Genomic DNA, 14646 nt, shown 5'->3' on the forward strand with positions numbered 1-14646 from the left:
CAATAAAATATCAATAATCATGGTACAACTGGCACTAGAAATTGTAATGAAAATCGTTGATTTAATCAGCAGTTTATTTTAAGAGCGATAATATTTCAATATATTTGTAAAGTATAACCACTTTGGTTATACTTTTTTGTTTTTAATTCAAACGATATGAGAAAGCTGATTGGCAAACTGATGTTAAAACTAATGGGTTGGAAAGTTGTCTTACAAGGCGATGTAAACAGCCTGAACAGATGTATTCTGGTGGTTGCGCCCCATACCCACAATATGGAATATATCCTGGGAAATCTTGCCTATTGGTCATTGGAAAAGCCTTTAAAAGTAATCATTAAAGATGCTCATACAAAAGCTTGGTATGGCGGATTGGTAAAGGGACTGGGAGGAATTGGTATTGACAGAAGCCAAAAGAATGACCTGATAAATTTCGTGGCCAAACAATTTGCAAAAGAGGACTTCAGTCTGGTAATCACCCCGGAAGGTACAAGAAGCTGGGTTCCAAAATGGAGAAAAGGCTTCTATCATATGGCTTTGGCAGCAAAAGTCCCTATCGTTTTAGCAGCAGGAGATTTTAAAAGAAAAATAATTTATCTGGGTTACACGATTCCTTACGAGAGAATTGCTTCAACATCTTTTACTGATATTATGGAAGAAATCCAGAATTATTATATTAAAAATGATATAGTGCCGAAAATTCCAGCCAACTGGAATCCGAATATTATGGGGAATGATACCGATGCTAAAAGTTAGAAGCAAAATTATTTACTTATTACAACAAAAAGCTATACTCTCGCAATGTATAAAGATAAAACTAAAGAAGAAATATTAGCATTCATCAATAACTGGGGAGGCGAAACATTTGCCAAAACGCTCGAAATAAAATTCACCGATATTGATCTTGAAAATGAAACATTAACGGCAATCATGCCTGTTTTGCCAAGAATACATCAGCCTTTCGGAATTATGCATGGCGGAGCAAGCTGTGTGCTGGCTGAGACAATGGGTTCAAGCCTGTCGAATATCTTCATTGACGGAGAAAAATATTACGGCGTAGGTACCAATATTAATACCAATCATTTAAGAAGTAAAAAAGACGGTATCGTAACAGCTGTTGCCCGCTTTATTCGAAAAGGAAGAACAATGCATGTTTCTGAAATTGAAATTCGTGATGAAAAAGGCCAATTGGTAAGCCACACTACAATGACGAATAATATTATCAACAGATAAGAAATTTCAAACAAAATACATAAAGACTCAAAATATTGAGTCTTTTTTTATATACTTGCTGCAACCTTTTTATTTTTTTGCATCTTATATATAGAAATTAAAAATCTATTTATATGAAAAAACTATTATCCCCTTTTCTTGTCTTTGCTCTATGCATTTTTAATTCTTGTACCAATAACGCAAGTACAATGAATGACGAAGTTGCCAAAACACTTACACCATCTTATGATGTATATGTCGCAGGTAAAGAAAACAACAAGGCCAGTTATTGGAAAAACACTTTAAAAACAGAACTTACGAATGGAGAAGATATAACGCCTTTAGAAATAATCGTTCAAAGCAATAATGTGTATGTAACAGGAACTAAAGGCCCAACCCCAACTTCACTTAAGCCTATTCATTTTTTTTGGAAGAACGGAACAAGATATGAAATCAAACAGTACCTTAATCTTCCGAGCACTGGGCTAAGTGATATTACAGCCTTTACAGTCTATGAAGGCAATGTTTATTTTGCAGGTTATGTAGAAAACCCTAACGCAGTAAACCCATTGGAGAAATATGAGCTTTGCTACTGGAAAAACGATTCTAAGAACATTCTCTATAAAAGTCAGTATATCCCTTCCGCAGAAGGCATTACTGCTGCAAATTCAGTTACAGGTACAGAGGTTTATGTATCGGCTAGAATTACCGATAATAATCAAAATACAGACAGAGGATATTTTAAAAATTTAACTTTCAATTCTTTAGGACAATCCAATAATGTATATAACTTTGCAAAAAATAACAACGGACTTCATCTTTTATATCTTAAAAACGGCGTCCAATATTACTCCAAAAACATTTTCACCAATTCAGATATATATATTGGAAATAATATAAACCCAGTAGGGGCTCTTGGTCATTTAGTAACCGATAAAGCATCGAACGATTTCTACACTTATGAATTAGGAAATAATTATTACAAAAACAATACTTTAATTTCTACCAATTTTTCATCTCTAACTAATATTCAAAATATGTTTGTGCTCAATAATAATATTTATATGATTAAATATAGTATTTCTAATGGCACTTATACCGGAAAAGTATTTGTAAACGGAGTGGAAGCCCAAACGATTACGAGTACACAAAACAGTTCACAAAACTTCACTGGGACCTTCAATGCAGTGTACGTTGTAGAAAATTAAATGAATGGCAAAAATAAAAACTGACTGGCAAAAAATCTATCTCGACTATTCCCCAAAACTTTTGGGGATTTGTCGCAGATATATCCAGGATATTTACATTGCGGAAGATATCATACAGGATAGCTTCATTACTGCCATGCAGAAAGACCATCAGCTTCATGATGAAAAAGCTCTTTTTGGCTGGTTAAAAAAAATTGTGGTCAACAATTCTTTACAATACCTAAGAAAATTCAGCAAAGATAATTTTGTGAATACCGAAGCTTTAGAAATTCCAGATACATACTCAGAAATGGAACATCATTCCCGGGAAGAGAAAAACATCTTTATTTATGATTTCTCGAATGAAGAATTATTGTCATCTATAGACAATCTTCCACCTCACCATAAATCTGTTTTCAATTTATACTTTATTGAAAACCATTCCCATGCAGAAATTGCCGGTTTATTAGGGATTACGATAAACACTTCGAAGTCTCATCTTTTGCGGGCGAAAAAATCCATTCAAACGTATTTACTCAACAATATAATCAATCACAATACTCCTAAAAATAAAACAGCACAACTGCTTGTTATTTTCGGATTGGGAGGACTATTGTGGGCACAAACCTTTAGAAGTAAATTTTCAGATTTTCAAATTGCAACCTCTAAAAAATTAGAAATTCCTGAAAATATCACAATCAAAACCTCTACATTTCATCCTTATCGATCAAGCCTGAAAAAGAAAGTAATCATCGCTTCAACCTGCATAATCATTATTCTTTCTTCTCTATTTTTATTTAATACAAAAAGTCATTTCTTTCTCCAGAATCAATCGATTACTCAGGATTCAATACTGGAAAAGAATAACGAAACATCCGGAAGCCAGTATTCAAAAGAAAAATCCGTTTCCGAAAGAAATGTATCAATAAATACAGTCAATCCATCCATAAAAATGAAACAGGATACATCAGAAAGCCTTGATAGTACTGAGAAAAAAAGCATTAAAAACAAAGGAAAAACACAAAAAATACTTCTTAAAGACACCGTAAAAGAAACTTCCCAAAAAGTGATTGTTGTGAAAAAAATCATCAAAAGAGATACTATATTTGTAGAAAGATAAACTTATCGAGCCATGTTTTTAAAAAAGACTATTTTCCTCTTTTCTCTCATCATAATCAACTTTTCATGGGCACAAAAAAAGAAAAAAATAGATACGGTATATGTTTATGAAAAAGTGATTGTACACGATACGGTTTATCTGGAAAAACCTTTACGGCTAAAATCAGCCAATCTGGTTATAGCTCCGTTAACGATTTCTCAAAAGGAAATAAAAGACATATACCAGGAAAATATCAACAAACAAAAGTCTGAGAAAAAGATCAAACGTAAAGTCTTCAATGCATTCCAATATGGTGTGGAAGCCGGGATAGGATTTAAAAACTCGGACTGGACAGCATTTATATCCAAAAATAAACAACAGTTCGGCGAAAATTTAGGGCTCTGGATTTCCAAAAACTTATTCGCCTCTCCTTTATCTCTGATACTTTCTGCAAATGTTTATCATTGGAACTCCTCTTTTGATCTGGATGCCAATAAAGAAGATACTATTCTCAATGGATTTTATTTTACGACAGACCAACAGCCTTTATTATTTCAAAGATTCAACAATAAACATTTTGAATACGCTTTACGGTTAAAAATTGCCTATGAATGGAAAAATATCCGCCCATTTGCCGGTATTTTAGTCAATCATAATGTATACAAGATGCAGTTTCTGGTTCCTGAAAATAATGTTTTGAATTCATTGGAAGACTTTAAAAGTCAGCAAACCAACATTGGATTTTCATTCGGACTACAATACAGGGTTTTAAAACATTTTATTTTTTTTGCGGAATATCAACACTACCAGATGAAAAACATTTCGCTAAAAAACAACGCATTTGATTTTGACATTTTTAAGACTAATAATACCTTTGCAGAAAGTAAAATCAACTTCGGAATTTCCTACATCATCTCCAAGATCTGATTTTAAAAATGTAGTACATAATGATTTATTTCAAATTTCCATTCGACGAAAAACTCTATTCGACAGACGAAAACTCAAGTGAAAACCATATTAACTTTTATTCTTTTGACGGATTAAGGCAAGTTGACTGCAGTGGAAAAATTGTTGAAATAAATCAGGACAATTTCGATAAAATAACAATTTCAAGTAATGATTTAAAAGAAGATAATAATAAGTTTACGCCAGAAACCAAAGACGAATATCTGAATAATCTGAATGAGGTAATTGAAGTTATCAAAGACAACCAACTTCCTAAACTGGTTTATTCCAGAAGAAAAATCTTTACCGATTTTAATCAGATTGCCCTTAAAGAAAGCTTTAAAAACCTTTGTAGTGCTTATCCAAATGCATTCAGCTATATCTTAATCAATGGTGAAAATTCGTGGATGGGCGCTTTTTCAGAAGTCCTGGGGAAATTCAATAAACAAACCCATATTTTTGAAACAATGAGTCTTGCCGGAACACTTCCTGTCTCAGAAAGCTGGTCTGAGAAAGAAATTGAGGAACAAAAACCTGTTTCAAGCTACATCAGAGATATTTTAAAAAAATATTCAGAAACTCTTGATGAATCTGAAACCTATGATCATATTTCAGGAAATATAAAACATCTCAGAACAGATTTTAAAATAAAAATACAACCTGAAGACTTAGATACTCTCATTCAGGAATTGCACCCTACCCCGGCTGTTTGTGGGATTCCGAAAGATTTCTGTAAAGAAAACATCCAGAAATTGGAAAAATACCCACGCGAATTGTATGCAGGTTATATCAAAATAGAAACCGAAGAAAGTATCCAGTATTTTGTTAATCTCCGTTGTTCTAAACTTTACAAGAATGCCGTTCATCTTTTTGTGGGAGGCGGAATCACCGCTCAAAGCAATCCGGAAAAAGAGTGGATAGAAACTGAACTGAAATCGGAAGCTGTGCTTAAAAATCTTGTGGTTTCTTAAATTCACATTTTTATAGATTCGCATAATAAGATTGGGGGAGATTCTTCATTCTATTCAGAATGACAAGCTTATATTTAGTGATAATCATAAAACGAAAACCTCTTTCAGACTGAAAGAGGTTTTTGTTTATGATAGTATAATTAAAAAATAATTATTTTCTTACTCCTATTTTACTCCAGGTATTCATTACAAAAAGTAATATTAACCCTATAACACCTGCTCCAATAGAGAAAACGAACTTCAAATTATCTTCTGATAAAAGATCTGTGTTGAAATCTATTGCATATACATTGATTCCGATAATGATAACGAAAACGATCAAAAATACTTTATAAAACTTCTGCATAATTTTTAAAAATTAATATAATTCTGCACCAATTGGGCAAAGTTTGCGGTAAATAATTTGATTGAAATCGCCAGAAGAATAATTCCAAAAACTTTCTGTAAAATAGCTAATGTTGCTTCCCCCATTTTCTTTTCCAGCCAAGTAGCAGATTTCAGCACCAAATATACGAAAATTGTATTGAGAATGATTCCAAAAATGATATTAATATCATGGAATTCAGCTTTTAAAGATAAAGTGGTCGTTAAAGTCCCCGCTCCTGCTACCAGTGGGAAAGCAATAGGAACAATAGATGCCGACTTTGCTTCAGACGTTTTATTAATTTCAATTCCTAAGATCATTTCCAATGCAATAATAAAAATGACAAATGCACCTGCAATGGCAAACGAATTGACATCTACTCCGATAAACTTCAAAATTTTGTTTCCTACAAAAAGAAAAACAAGCATAATTCCACCTGCTGTAATGGATGCTTTCCGGGCTTCAATCTGTCCGAATTTTTGCTGTAAACTTACTACAATAGGAATAGAACCAATGATATCAATCACGGCAAAAAGTACCATAAAACAGGTAATAATCTCTTTAATAGAAAAATCTTCAAATACTCCCATTACGTTAAATTAAGAATTTCGCAAAAATATGAAAAATAATTAATTATTTGCTAATACTGGAATATAATTTAACAATTGTGTTATATAGCTCATCAATTCCTTCTTCGGATTTTACCGGAGCATATTTTTCTATCTGAATTTTTTGTGAAAGGGTTCTGTATTCCTCCGCAATATTATTCCCTTTATAGTTTTCTAAAAACATCGTAAAATCCTTTGTCGAACTCTGAAAATATTGATTTCTGACTTCTGAGTCAAGCTCTTCCACCGTTTCAAAAAACTTAGTATAATCGTTGTTTTCCTTCAGGTTTTTCAAATAGTTAAAATAATCCGTAATATCTGTTTTCAGCATAGTCCGGATTTCTTCCTCCGTTTCTGCCACAGAACCTAAAGACTGTGTAGATGTTGTTTTGCTAACCAAAGAACGCTTTTTTTGCCAATTTCTAAATACCAGATAAGCAACACATAAACTCAGCAGAATGGCAATATTTACAAATAAGATATTCCAGTTAAACTTATTTTTTTCTTTTACTTTAAATGAAGTTGTTTTTAAAACCGGAGTATTTACCGTCTCTAAAAAGTTATTGGTATATTCATTTACCTTTTCTACAGTGGAACGGGATTCCATCATCTGTTCATGAGAAAATGAGTGAATACTTAATTGTGCAACAGGAACTTCAACATATTCTTTTTTTTCAGGATCAAAAAACGAAAACTCTTCGGTTTTAATTGAAATCGCACCCTGTTTTTTAGGAATTACAATATAATTAGCAAAAATTTCGCCTTTCATCCCCACTTTTCCGGGATAAACTTTTGAAGTAATTTTCGGATTAAAAAACTCATAGTCCTGGGAAGCTTCAATACCCGGTAATTTCATATCCATGATATTACCTTCTCCTGAAACTTTTACCACCACATTCATCGGCTTTTCCACCTCCGTTTTTCCTGCGGTTGGACAATAAACATCTACCTTAAAGTTTCCGACAGCATTTTTAAAGCTTCCGGGAGCCCCTTCCGGGAGTTTCTTTACATTGAGCTTTACTTTATTGGAAAGTATTTTATTCTTGCTTGAAAGTGTATTTACAGAAGCAGAAACAGCTGGTACTTCTACATAACCTGCATGATTAGGAAAAACCATAAAAACAGCAATTATCTGGGAAGCCATACTTCCACCCATATCAGAAGGATCGATCTCTGACTTTCTAAAATGTACCGGATGTACATTAATGTTGTCCTGCTGAGGAAGCTGTATATTCCTAACCTTTCTTAAGTTGTCTATATTTCTTGAATATACTTTTAATACGGCAATGGTAGGCTGATCCTGATAAACTTCTCTATCCTCAATCTCCATATTCAGAAACACTTCATTCTGTGCTGCGATATGAGCAGAAGATCTTCTATCAATATCTTTTATAACAATATCAAAAGGTTCTGTTTTATAAATTTTGTTACTTACCGTAACGAGAACCGACCCAATTCTGATTTTTCCTTTCTTTTTGGGTTCAAGTGCTAATCGGGTAATTTTTTCCGTAATGACCGTATTGGTCAAAGGATCCATAAAACTGTTGGTTACAGATCCGCTACCTATAATGGTAAATTTGGAAAGATCCGGCAATTGAAATACAGATTGCTGTTCCAGATCTCCACCATTTAATTCCAACACAATGGTAAGATTAATAATGTCTCTTCCATTATATTCTGCTTTATCAGATTCCAGAGAAAGGCTTACCTGTCCATAAGAAATTATGGAAATAAATAGGAGTAATATGTAGATAAGCTTTTGCTTCATCACCAATCTTTCTCGTTGCTTTGCGGCATCGAATAAGAATTTTTATTTAAAATTCTTCTGGCGGTTTCTTTTTCTTTTTCGCTTACTTTGTTTAATATGGCATTTTCAAGATCTTTTGGAATTTTGCCTTCATGACTCTGGTTCTGATCAGGATTATTTCCTTCCTGATTTTTCCCTTTATTTTGCTGGCCTTTTCCCTGATCCTGTTTTTGATCTTTAGGATTTCCGTTTTGATCATCATTTTGTTTTTGGTCACCGCCGCCTCCTTTGCCTGAGTTATTCTGCTGGTTCTTCTTTTGTTGGTTTTCTTTTTCCTTCAGTTTGGCAATTTCATAGTTTTTTCTTGTTGCCTCGCTTTTCGGATTTTGTTTTAAGGATTGCTTATAATAATCTGCAGCTTTTTCGGGCTGATTCATTTGCATATAAGTGTTTCCTAAATTATGCAGAGCAGCTGCCTTATCCGGAAGAGTCTGAGAAAGCGCTTTTGCCTTTTCAAATTCTGCCTTTGCTTCTTCATATTTTTTGCTCTTATATAAAGCATTTCCCAGGTTATAATGAGCTGTAAAATCTTTATTATTCCGTTTTACCGCTTCCATATATTTGGAAGATGCACCCTCATAATTTTTATCATTAAATTTTTGATTGCCTTCATACACCAGAGTTCTGTAACTCTCCTGTCCGAACAAACAGCCTGAAAAGCTTAAGACAAAAATAAACGATAAAAAAATGATTTTAGTATTCATCAAATGCAAAATTATTCCTTTATATGTTAATAAACAGATTCTAATTTGTTAAAATTGGGTTAAAGTACAACTTAATAGCCTGTATACTAAACAGAAAATTAAACATTAAAATCTCTTTTAGGATTAAATATATAAATTAAAAAGAAGAATAAAATTGAAACTCCCAAGAAATATTGATAATAATGATTAGCATTTTGCGATTTCACCACCGTTTCCGAAGAGAATGATTTTTTACTCAGAATATCAAGGATTTTATTGGGGGTTTCATTGATATTATTTCCGTCAATATAATCTCCACCTGTCGATTCAGCTATTTTGTGGAGAGCTTCCGTTTGTCTTTTAGAGATTACGGTTTCTCCGTTCATGTTAGATTTATACCCCATTAACTGCCCAAAAGAATATTCAGGAACAGGAGCTCCTTCTTCTGTTCCGATTCCAACGGTGGTTACCACAATTCCTTCTTTATTGGCCAGCCTTATGGCAGCTGCATCGTTGCCTTCATTATCTTCCCCGTCACTTAGCAAAACCACTTTTCGGGCTCCTTTACTTACATTTTTAAACTTTTCTGCAGCCACTTCCATCGCTTTCAGAAAATCCGTTCCCTGAATCTGCATAGAATTGGTTTCAATGCCGTTAATATACGTTTCCGCAGAAGAATAATCAGTTGTCAAAGGCATTATGGAGGTTGCTTCCCCTGCGAAAATCACTACTCCAACTTTATCACTCTTCATTTTCTGCATGGTATTGATCATCACATTTTTGGCTTCCATTAAACGGTTGGGTTCCACATCTTCCGCATTCATAGAATTGGAAACATCGAGCATAAAGATCACATTATTCAGCCTCTGCTTGGTCTCAACTTCATTGGAACCACTCAGCAGATCAATGATAGAAAAAATAAGAAATAAAGTCCCTAAAAGATATAAGGCGGGAAAAAATTTTGTAAATCCTGAACTTTTTTCAAATAATTGCTCATGAAACTGAGCTTCGGCAAATACCTCTCTCCTTTTCTTTTTCCATTTAAAAAAACGGATCAGCAGTATGGCCAGAAACGGCAATAGCAAAAGCAACAACAAATACCAGTAATTTCCTAAATACCAATCCATCAGCTCAATAATTTATAAAATACCCATCTCAACAAAGCATCAAAAACCAACATTCCCAATGCAATCCAGAGAAAAAACTTAAAATATTCTTCGTAATTGTATAGTTTGGAAACCTTGATATCAGATTTTTCCAATTGATTAATCTCATCATATACTTCTGCCAGTCCAGAATTCGAAGTTGCTCTGAAATATTTTCCTCCCGTCATTTGTGCAACTTCTCTCAAAACAGGCTCATCAATCTTAACCTCAGTTTCTGTAAATACCAGATCTCCAAATATATCGGTCTGTGTTGGCATTAAAGCATATCCATTCGTTCCGATCCCAATAGAATATACTTTGATATTATTATTTTTGGCAAGCTCAGCAGCAATTTGTGGCGGCATCGCATTTTCGATCGTGTTGACACCATCTGTCATTAAGATAATAATCTTACTCTTTGCCTTACTGTTTTTAAGATGATTAACCGCAACGGAAAGTCCTTCTCCGATTGCTGTTCCCGGCTGAAGTTCCATTGGATTCAGATTTTTCAGCTCATCTATAACAACCTGATGATCGGAAGTTACAGGAACTTTGGTAAACGCCTCCCCTGAATACGCAACTAAACCAATTCTGTCATTCGGCCGTTTTTCAACGAACTTAACTGCAATATCCTTTAAAGCCGTTAAACGGTCCGGAGTTAAATCCTTTGCCAGCATACTTAAAGAAACATCCACGGAAAGCATAATATCGACTCCTTTCGTATCGTCTCTGTCCTGAGAAATGGTAAAGGTTCTTGGTCTTGCCATAGCAATGATCAAAGCGGAGAGAATGATATACTTCGATATCTTCAGCAAAAAGAGCACAGGAAGAATACCGTTATTACTTCCCATATTTTTTACGGTAGGAACTTTGATTCCTTTTCTTTTCTGCTTCCTTATATCTTTAAACAAAAGAGGAATAAACAATAAGAAAAGAAGCAAGAACCACGGACTATAAAATTCAAAATCAAACATCCTTTCTCAAGTTTTCAAATTCCAGATCTTTTGAAGACCTTTTCACAAATTCTCTGATATTTGCAAAATCTTTCTCCATTGCTTCCTGATCGGGAAAGGTTTTGGCAAATTTCACCAGATCTCCGCGCAAGAAGACTTCTTCCACTACTTTTTCGTTTTCCTGAGAAATGGTATTATTTTTTTTCATCAAATCAATTAAATCATCCGTCAATAACACATCTGCAGGCAAATGGTATTGTCTGGAAATAAACTTTCTGGAAATATCGATCAGCTCCACATAGAATGAACGGTAATCTCCACTTTCCACATATTTTTTCTTCTTTAAAGAATCCAGTTCCTTTAAAGTCTGGTTGGTCGCTACTACAGGAGAATCTTTCGCTTTTCTGCCCCATTTAATGAACATAATAATGGCAATTATTAAAGCAATGACCGATAAAGCGGCTAAAATATACCATTTATAAAGCTCCCAGTAATCTTTCACTTCCAGATTTACCTCTTTATTGTTCATGATATCATTAATCTGGTCGCCTTTTTTCGCCGTATTAATGACATCTATTTCATAAGGAATCGTTTTTAAAACCTTTCCATCCACTTTGAATTCCAGTTCAGGAATTTTAAAAGTCCCTTCTTCAAATACTGCAAATTCAATTCTTCGGTAATAAATATCCTTAGTCTGGGCAATACTGTCTTTTACTTCTTCAAAATGAAAGGGCAGAAGCTCATTCTCGGGAGCAGCAGAAACTTTTTTATCATGTAAATTATTAATGGTAATAACAATATGATTGAGTTCTCCCAAAGCAATGGTTTTCTTCTCAACACTGGAAGAAAGTATCTGCGAAAAAGCATTTGCACAGATCAAAAAACACAATATGAATAGTAGTTTTTTCAATTTTATCTTTAAATTTTAACCTTTCATCTGTCGTTCTGACGAAGGAAGAATCTTCAGTAAACACAATAGATTCTTCATTTCTTTTACGCTACATTCAGAATGACAACAGAACGTTTATTTTTTATTTCTTCTGAAAATAATTATACAATAATTTTGAGTAATCCGAACCTGTATTAATATTCATAAAACTCGCGGAACTATTCGCAAAATCTTCTTCCAGATCTCTCAGTTTCTGCTTCTGAGCCTCCGCAAAAGTATATCTCCATCTTGCACTGGAGGTATTTGCCCAGACCTGTTTTCCTGTTTCCGCATCATACAATAAAGTATAGCCAACATCAGGAATTTCATTATCCTTTTCATCAAAAATCCTCATTCCCAGCAACTGATGCTTTTTTGAAGCCACTCTCAGCATTTTGGAATCATACTCATCTTCAAAATCCGAGAAGAGAAATACCAGAGATTTTCTTTTGAAAATTCCCATCATATATTCCATGGCTTTGTCAATTCTTGAAACCGCAGGAACGTAATCTGCTGTGAGAATATTACTGATAATGGAAAGAATATGTTTTCTCCCCTTTTGCGGAGGAATTACTTTATATACCTTATCCGCAAATAAAATCAATCCTACTTTATCATTATTCCCTGCCGCCGAAAAGCCCAAGCTTGCCGCAATTTCTGCAACATATTCTCTTTTCAGCTGAGTTTTTGTTCCGTAATCCATCGAAGCGGAAATATCTACGAGCAGCATCATGGTCAATTCCCTTTCCTCTTCCATCACTTTCACGAATGGCTCACGGAAACGTGCTGTTTTATTCCAGTCAATTCTACGGATCTCGTCACCAAACTGATACGGACGAACTTCCGAGAAAGTCATTCCCTGCCCTTTAAAAGCACTGTGATATTGCCCCATCAAAGTAGCTTCCGTCTTCTTTCGGGTACGGATTTCTATTTGCTTGACTTTTTTTACAATATCTTTTATCTGCATATGATTAATTTAAAGTTTAAAGTTTTCTGTTCCGAGCTTTTAGCTTAATGTATATCTTGTTCAATTTAAATCAACTGTATAGTCACCAATAAACTTTAAACCTCAAACATTAAATCTTGAACTCTATGGAAACATTAAACCATTCATCATCAAATTTCGGGTTGTATTTTTTATAGAAATTAATCGCCGGTTCATTCCAGTTCAACACCTGAAAAACCATTCCGCTGTATTGATTGGATTTCCCATACTCCATGGTTGCTTCAAACAATTTCTTTCCGATTTGTTGGCCTCTCAACTTTTCCGTCACCACCAAATCCTCCAGATATAACCTTCTCCCTTTCCATGTTGAATATCTGTCATAATACAATGAAATACCAACAATTCCACCATTATATTCAGCAACAAAAGCTCCCCAAACAGGAGAATTTCCAAATCCGTCTTCAGTAAATTGCTCTAAAGTTAAAGTAACTTCAGGCAAAGCCTTTTCATAATCGGCCAATTCTTTGATCAGCTCCAACATGGGAGCACAATCTTCGTGAACGGCTTTCCTAATAATCACCTCACTCATTACGGAGCCTGTATTTTTGCTAAAATTCTATTGATAATTTCTTCTGTTGAGATTTCTTCCGCTTCCGCCTCAAAGGTCAAACCAATTCTATGTCGCAATACATCTTTTGCCAGCTCTTTTACATCTTCAGGAATCACAAACGCTCTTCCTTTCAGGAAGGCATAGGCTCTGGAAGCAATCGCAAGGTTGATCGAAGCTCTTGGTGAAGCTCCGAAACCGATATAGTTTTTCAGTTCCGAAAGACCGTAATTTTCCGGGAAACGGGTTGCAAATACCATATCCAGAATATATTTTTCAATCTTTTCGTCAAGATAAATCTGATTAATAAGCTCTTTTGCATCTACAATATCCTGTAAAGAAATCACTGGTTTTACTGTAGGTTGATGCGCAGTTGAAACCATTCTCATCACCGTTCTTTCATCTTCAAATTTCGGATAATCAATCGTACATTTCAGCATGAAACGGTCGCTTTGAGCTTCGGGTAAAAGATAGGTTCCTTCCTGATCGATCGGGTTTTGTGTTGCCAACACCAGGAAAGGCTTTGGAAGCTTCATCGTCTCATCACCAATGGTTACCTGTTTTTCCTGCATTACTTCCAGCAAAGCCGACTGTACCTTTGCCGGAGCACGGTTGATCTCATCCGCCAATACAAAATTGGCAAAAACAGGCCCTTTTTTTATTGAAAAATCATTGTCTTTAACATTATAAATCATTGTTCCGACAACATCTGCTGGCAATAAATCCGGAGTAAACTGAATCCTTGAGAAGTCACCATGAACAGCATCTGCCAATGTTTTGATTGCCAATGTTTTTGCCAAACCCGGAACACCTTCCAAAAGAACGTGGCCATTCCCCAGAAGTCCGACTAATAGACGGTCTATCATATATTCCTGGCCGATAATCACTTTATTGATTTCCTGTCTCAGAAGAGAAAATAAGTAGTTTTTTTCTTTTACTTTTTCCGTCAGCTGGCGGATGTCTTCTGCTTGATATGTATCTGACATAACTTAATTTAAAATAATTGGTAAATTTCTAATAAATACTTGCATTAATCAACACAATAGATGCCATTTTTGAGTTAAAGTTTGTTAAATATTCCTGCACTGATGCGAGATTCAAAATAGTTGAAACCTTAAAACTCAATATAATTATTCTATTTTTTCATAAAAATATATAAATTTTACTTCAATCTGCCGTACAAAAATTGTCATT

16 protein-coding genes are annotated in these 14646 nt (G+C 34.4%); 6 read left to right on the plus strand and 10 right to left on the minus strand.

Annotated features, from left to right (window positions below; translation table 11 throughout):
• Positions 1-156 precede the first annotated feature (156 nt).
• The 6 genes from CLV73_RS07935 to CLV73_RS07960 all read left to right on the plus strand — a co-directional run bounded on the left by CLV73_RS07935 (position 157) and on the right by CLV73_RS07960 (position 5411).
• Positions 157-753, plus strand: coding sequence for a 1-acyl-sn-glycerol-3-phosphate acyltransferase (locus CLV73_RS07935; RefSeq protein ID WP_100376299.1), 597 nt, complete (start codon positions 157-159; stop codon positions 751-753).
• A gap of 45 nt (positions 754-798) precedes the next feature.
• On the plus strand, positions 799-1230 hold the full coding sequence (locus tag CLV73_RS07940) for a PaaI family thioesterase (RefSeq protein ID WP_100376300.1): 432 nt from the start codon (positions 799-801) through the stop codon (positions 1228-1230).
• Positions 1231-1343: 113 nt separating this feature from the next.
• Positions 1344-2417, plus strand: a complete 1074-nt coding sequence (locus tag CLV73_RS07945) for a hypothetical protein (protein WP_157798756.1) — start codon at positions 1344-1346, stop codon at positions 2415-2417.
• 4 nt (positions 2418-2421) lie between these two features.
• On the plus strand, positions 2422-3516 hold the full coding sequence (locus CLV73_RS07950) for an RNA polymerase sigma factor (protein WP_100376302.1): 1095 nt from the start codon (positions 2422-2424) through the stop codon (positions 3514-3516).
• 12 nt (positions 3517-3528) lie between these two features.
• Positions 3529-4422, plus strand: coding sequence for a hypothetical protein (locus tag CLV73_RS07955; protein WP_100376303.1), 894 nt, complete (start codon positions 3529-3531; stop codon positions 4420-4422).
• Between the two features lie 20 nt (positions 4423-4442).
• The gene (locus CLV73_RS07960) at positions 4443-5411 is read left to right on the plus strand and encodes a chorismate-binding protein (protein WP_100376304.1); all 969 of its coding nucleotides are present in this window, start codon (positions 4443-4445) and stop codon (positions 5409-5411) included.
• 151 nt (positions 5412-5562) lie between these two features.
• Here CLV73_RS07960 and CLV73_RS07965 read toward each other — a convergent pair whose 3' ends face one another.
• From CLV73_RS07965 to CLV73_RS08010, 10 genes are all read right to left on the minus strand, one after another.
• Positions 5563-5757 (minus strand): hypothetical protein, encoded by a 195-nt coding sequence (locus tag CLV73_RS07965; RefSeq protein ID WP_100376305.1) that lies wholly within the window; start codon positions 5755-5757, stop codon positions 5563-5565.
• 5 nt (positions 5758-5762) lie between these two features.
• Entirely contained in the window at positions 5763-6365 is a 603-nt protein-coding gene (locus CLV73_RS07970) for a MarC family protein (protein WP_100376306.1), read from the minus strand.
• Positions 6366-6408: 43 nt separating this feature from the next.
• Positions 6409-8151, minus strand: coding sequence for a BatD family protein (locus tag CLV73_RS07975; RefSeq protein ID WP_100376307.1), 1743 nt, complete (start codon positions 8149-8151; stop codon positions 6409-6411).
• Positions 8151-8894, minus strand: a complete 744-nt coding sequence (locus tag CLV73_RS07980; RefSeq protein ID WP_100376308.1) for a tetratricopeptide repeat protein — start codon at positions 8892-8894, stop codon at positions 8151-8153. Before CLV73_RS07980 ends, CLV73_RS07975 begins: the two co-directional genes overlap by 1 nt.
• A gap of 98 nt (positions 8895-8992) precedes the next feature.
• On the minus strand, positions 8993-10000 hold the full coding sequence (locus CLV73_RS07985; protein WP_100376309.1) for a vWA domain-containing protein: 1008 nt from the start codon (positions 9998-10000) through the stop codon (positions 8993-8995).
• Positions 10000-10992 (minus strand): VWA domain-containing protein, encoded by a 993-nt coding sequence (locus CLV73_RS07990; RefSeq protein ID WP_100376310.1) that lies wholly within the window; start codon positions 10990-10992, stop codon positions 10000-10002. Before CLV73_RS07990 ends, CLV73_RS07985 begins: the two co-directional genes overlap by 1 nt.
• Positions 10985-11881 (minus strand): BatD family protein, encoded by an 897-nt coding sequence (locus CLV73_RS07995; protein WP_100376311.1) that lies wholly within the window; start codon positions 11879-11881, stop codon positions 10985-10987. The genes CLV73_RS07990 and CLV73_RS07995 overlap by 8 nt, the downstream gene beginning before the upstream one ends.
• A gap of 121 nt (positions 11882-12002) precedes the next feature.
• Positions 12003-12866: a DUF58 domain-containing protein gene (locus tag CLV73_RS08000; protein WP_100376312.1), complete on the minus strand. Its 864-nt coding sequence runs from the start codon at positions 12864-12866 to the stop codon at positions 12003-12005.
• 109 nt (positions 12867-12975) lie between these two features.
• Positions 12976-13434: a GNAT family N-acetyltransferase gene (locus tag CLV73_RS08005; RefSeq protein ID WP_100376313.1), complete on the minus strand. Its 459-nt coding sequence runs from the start codon at positions 13432-13434 to the stop codon at positions 12976-12978.
• Positions 13434-14438 (minus strand): AAA family ATPase, encoded by a 1005-nt coding sequence (locus CLV73_RS08010; protein WP_100376314.1) that lies wholly within the window; start codon positions 14436-14438, stop codon positions 13434-13436. The genes CLV73_RS08005 and CLV73_RS08010 overlap by 1 nt, the downstream gene beginning before the upstream one ends.
• Between the last annotated feature and the right edge of the window lie 208 nt (positions 14439-14646).

Source organism: Chryseobacterium geocarposphaerae (genome assembly GCF_002797535.1).
Lineage (GTDB): Bacteria > Bacteroidota > Bacteroidia > Flavobacteriales > Weeksellaceae > Chryseobacterium > Chryseobacterium geocarposphaerae.

What these genes read in the sequence shown, in the direction of transcription:
- CLV73_RS07935 (WP_100376299.1), top strand. Translation starts at nt 157, where the DNA reads ATGAGAAAGCTGATTGGCAAACTGATGTTAAAACTAATGGGTTGGAAA.
- CLV73_RS07940 (WP_100376300.1), top strand. Translation starts at nt 799, where the DNA reads ATGTATAAAGATAAAACTAAAGAAGAAATATTAGCATTCATCAATAAC.
- CLV73_RS07945 (WP_157798756.1), top strand. Translation starts at nt 1,344, where the DNA reads ATGAAAAAACTATTATCCCCTTTTCTTGTCTTTGCTCTATGCATTTTT.
- CLV73_RS07950 (WP_100376302.1), top strand. Translation starts at nt 2,422, where the DNA reads ATGGCAAAAATAAAAACTGACTGGCAAAAAATCTATCTCGACTATTCC.
- CLV73_RS07955 (WP_100376303.1), top strand. Translation starts at nt 3,529, where the DNA reads ATGTTTTTAAAAAAGACTATTTTCCTCTTTTCTCTCATCATAATCAAC.
- CLV73_RS07960 (WP_100376304.1), top strand. Translation starts at nt 4,443, where the DNA reads ATGATTTATTTCAAATTTCCATTCGACGAAAAACTCTATTCGACAGAC.
- CLV73_RS07965 (WP_100376305.1), bottom strand. Translation starts at nt 5,757, where the DNA reads ATGCAGAAGTTTTATAAAGTATTTTTGATCGTTTTCGTTATCATTATC.
- CLV73_RS07970 (WP_100376306.1), bottom strand. Translation starts at nt 6,365, where the DNA reads ATGGGAGTATTTGAAGATTTTTCTATTAAAGAGATTATTACCTGTTTT.
- CLV73_RS07975 (WP_100376307.1), bottom strand. Translation starts at nt 8,151, where the DNA reads ATGAAGCAAAAGCTTATCTACATATTACTCCTATTTATTTCCATAATT.
- CLV73_RS07980 (WP_100376308.1), bottom strand. Translation starts at nt 8,894, where the DNA reads ATGAATACTAAAATCATTTTTTTATCGTTTATTTTTGTCTTAAGCTTT.
- CLV73_RS07985 (WP_100376309.1), bottom strand. Translation starts at nt 10,000, where the DNA reads ATGGATTGGTATTTAGGAAATTACTGGTATTTGTTGTTGCTTTTGCTA.
- CLV73_RS07990 (WP_100376310.1), bottom strand. Translation starts at nt 10,992, where the DNA reads ATGTTTGATTTTGAATTTTATAGTCCGTGGTTCTTGCTTCTTTTCTTA.
- CLV73_RS08000 (WP_100376312.1), bottom strand. Translation starts at nt 12,866, where the DNA reads ATGCAGATAAAAGATATTGTAAAAAAAGTCAAGCAAATAGAAATCCGT.
- CLV73_RS08005 (WP_100376313.1), bottom strand. Translation starts at nt 13,434, where the DNA reads ATGAGTGAGGTGATTATTAGGAAAGCCGTTCACGAAGATTGTGCTCCC.
- CLV73_RS08010 (WP_100376314.1), bottom strand. Translation starts at nt 14,438, where the DNA reads ATGTCAGATACATATCAAGCAGAAGACATCCGCCAGCTGACGGAAAAA.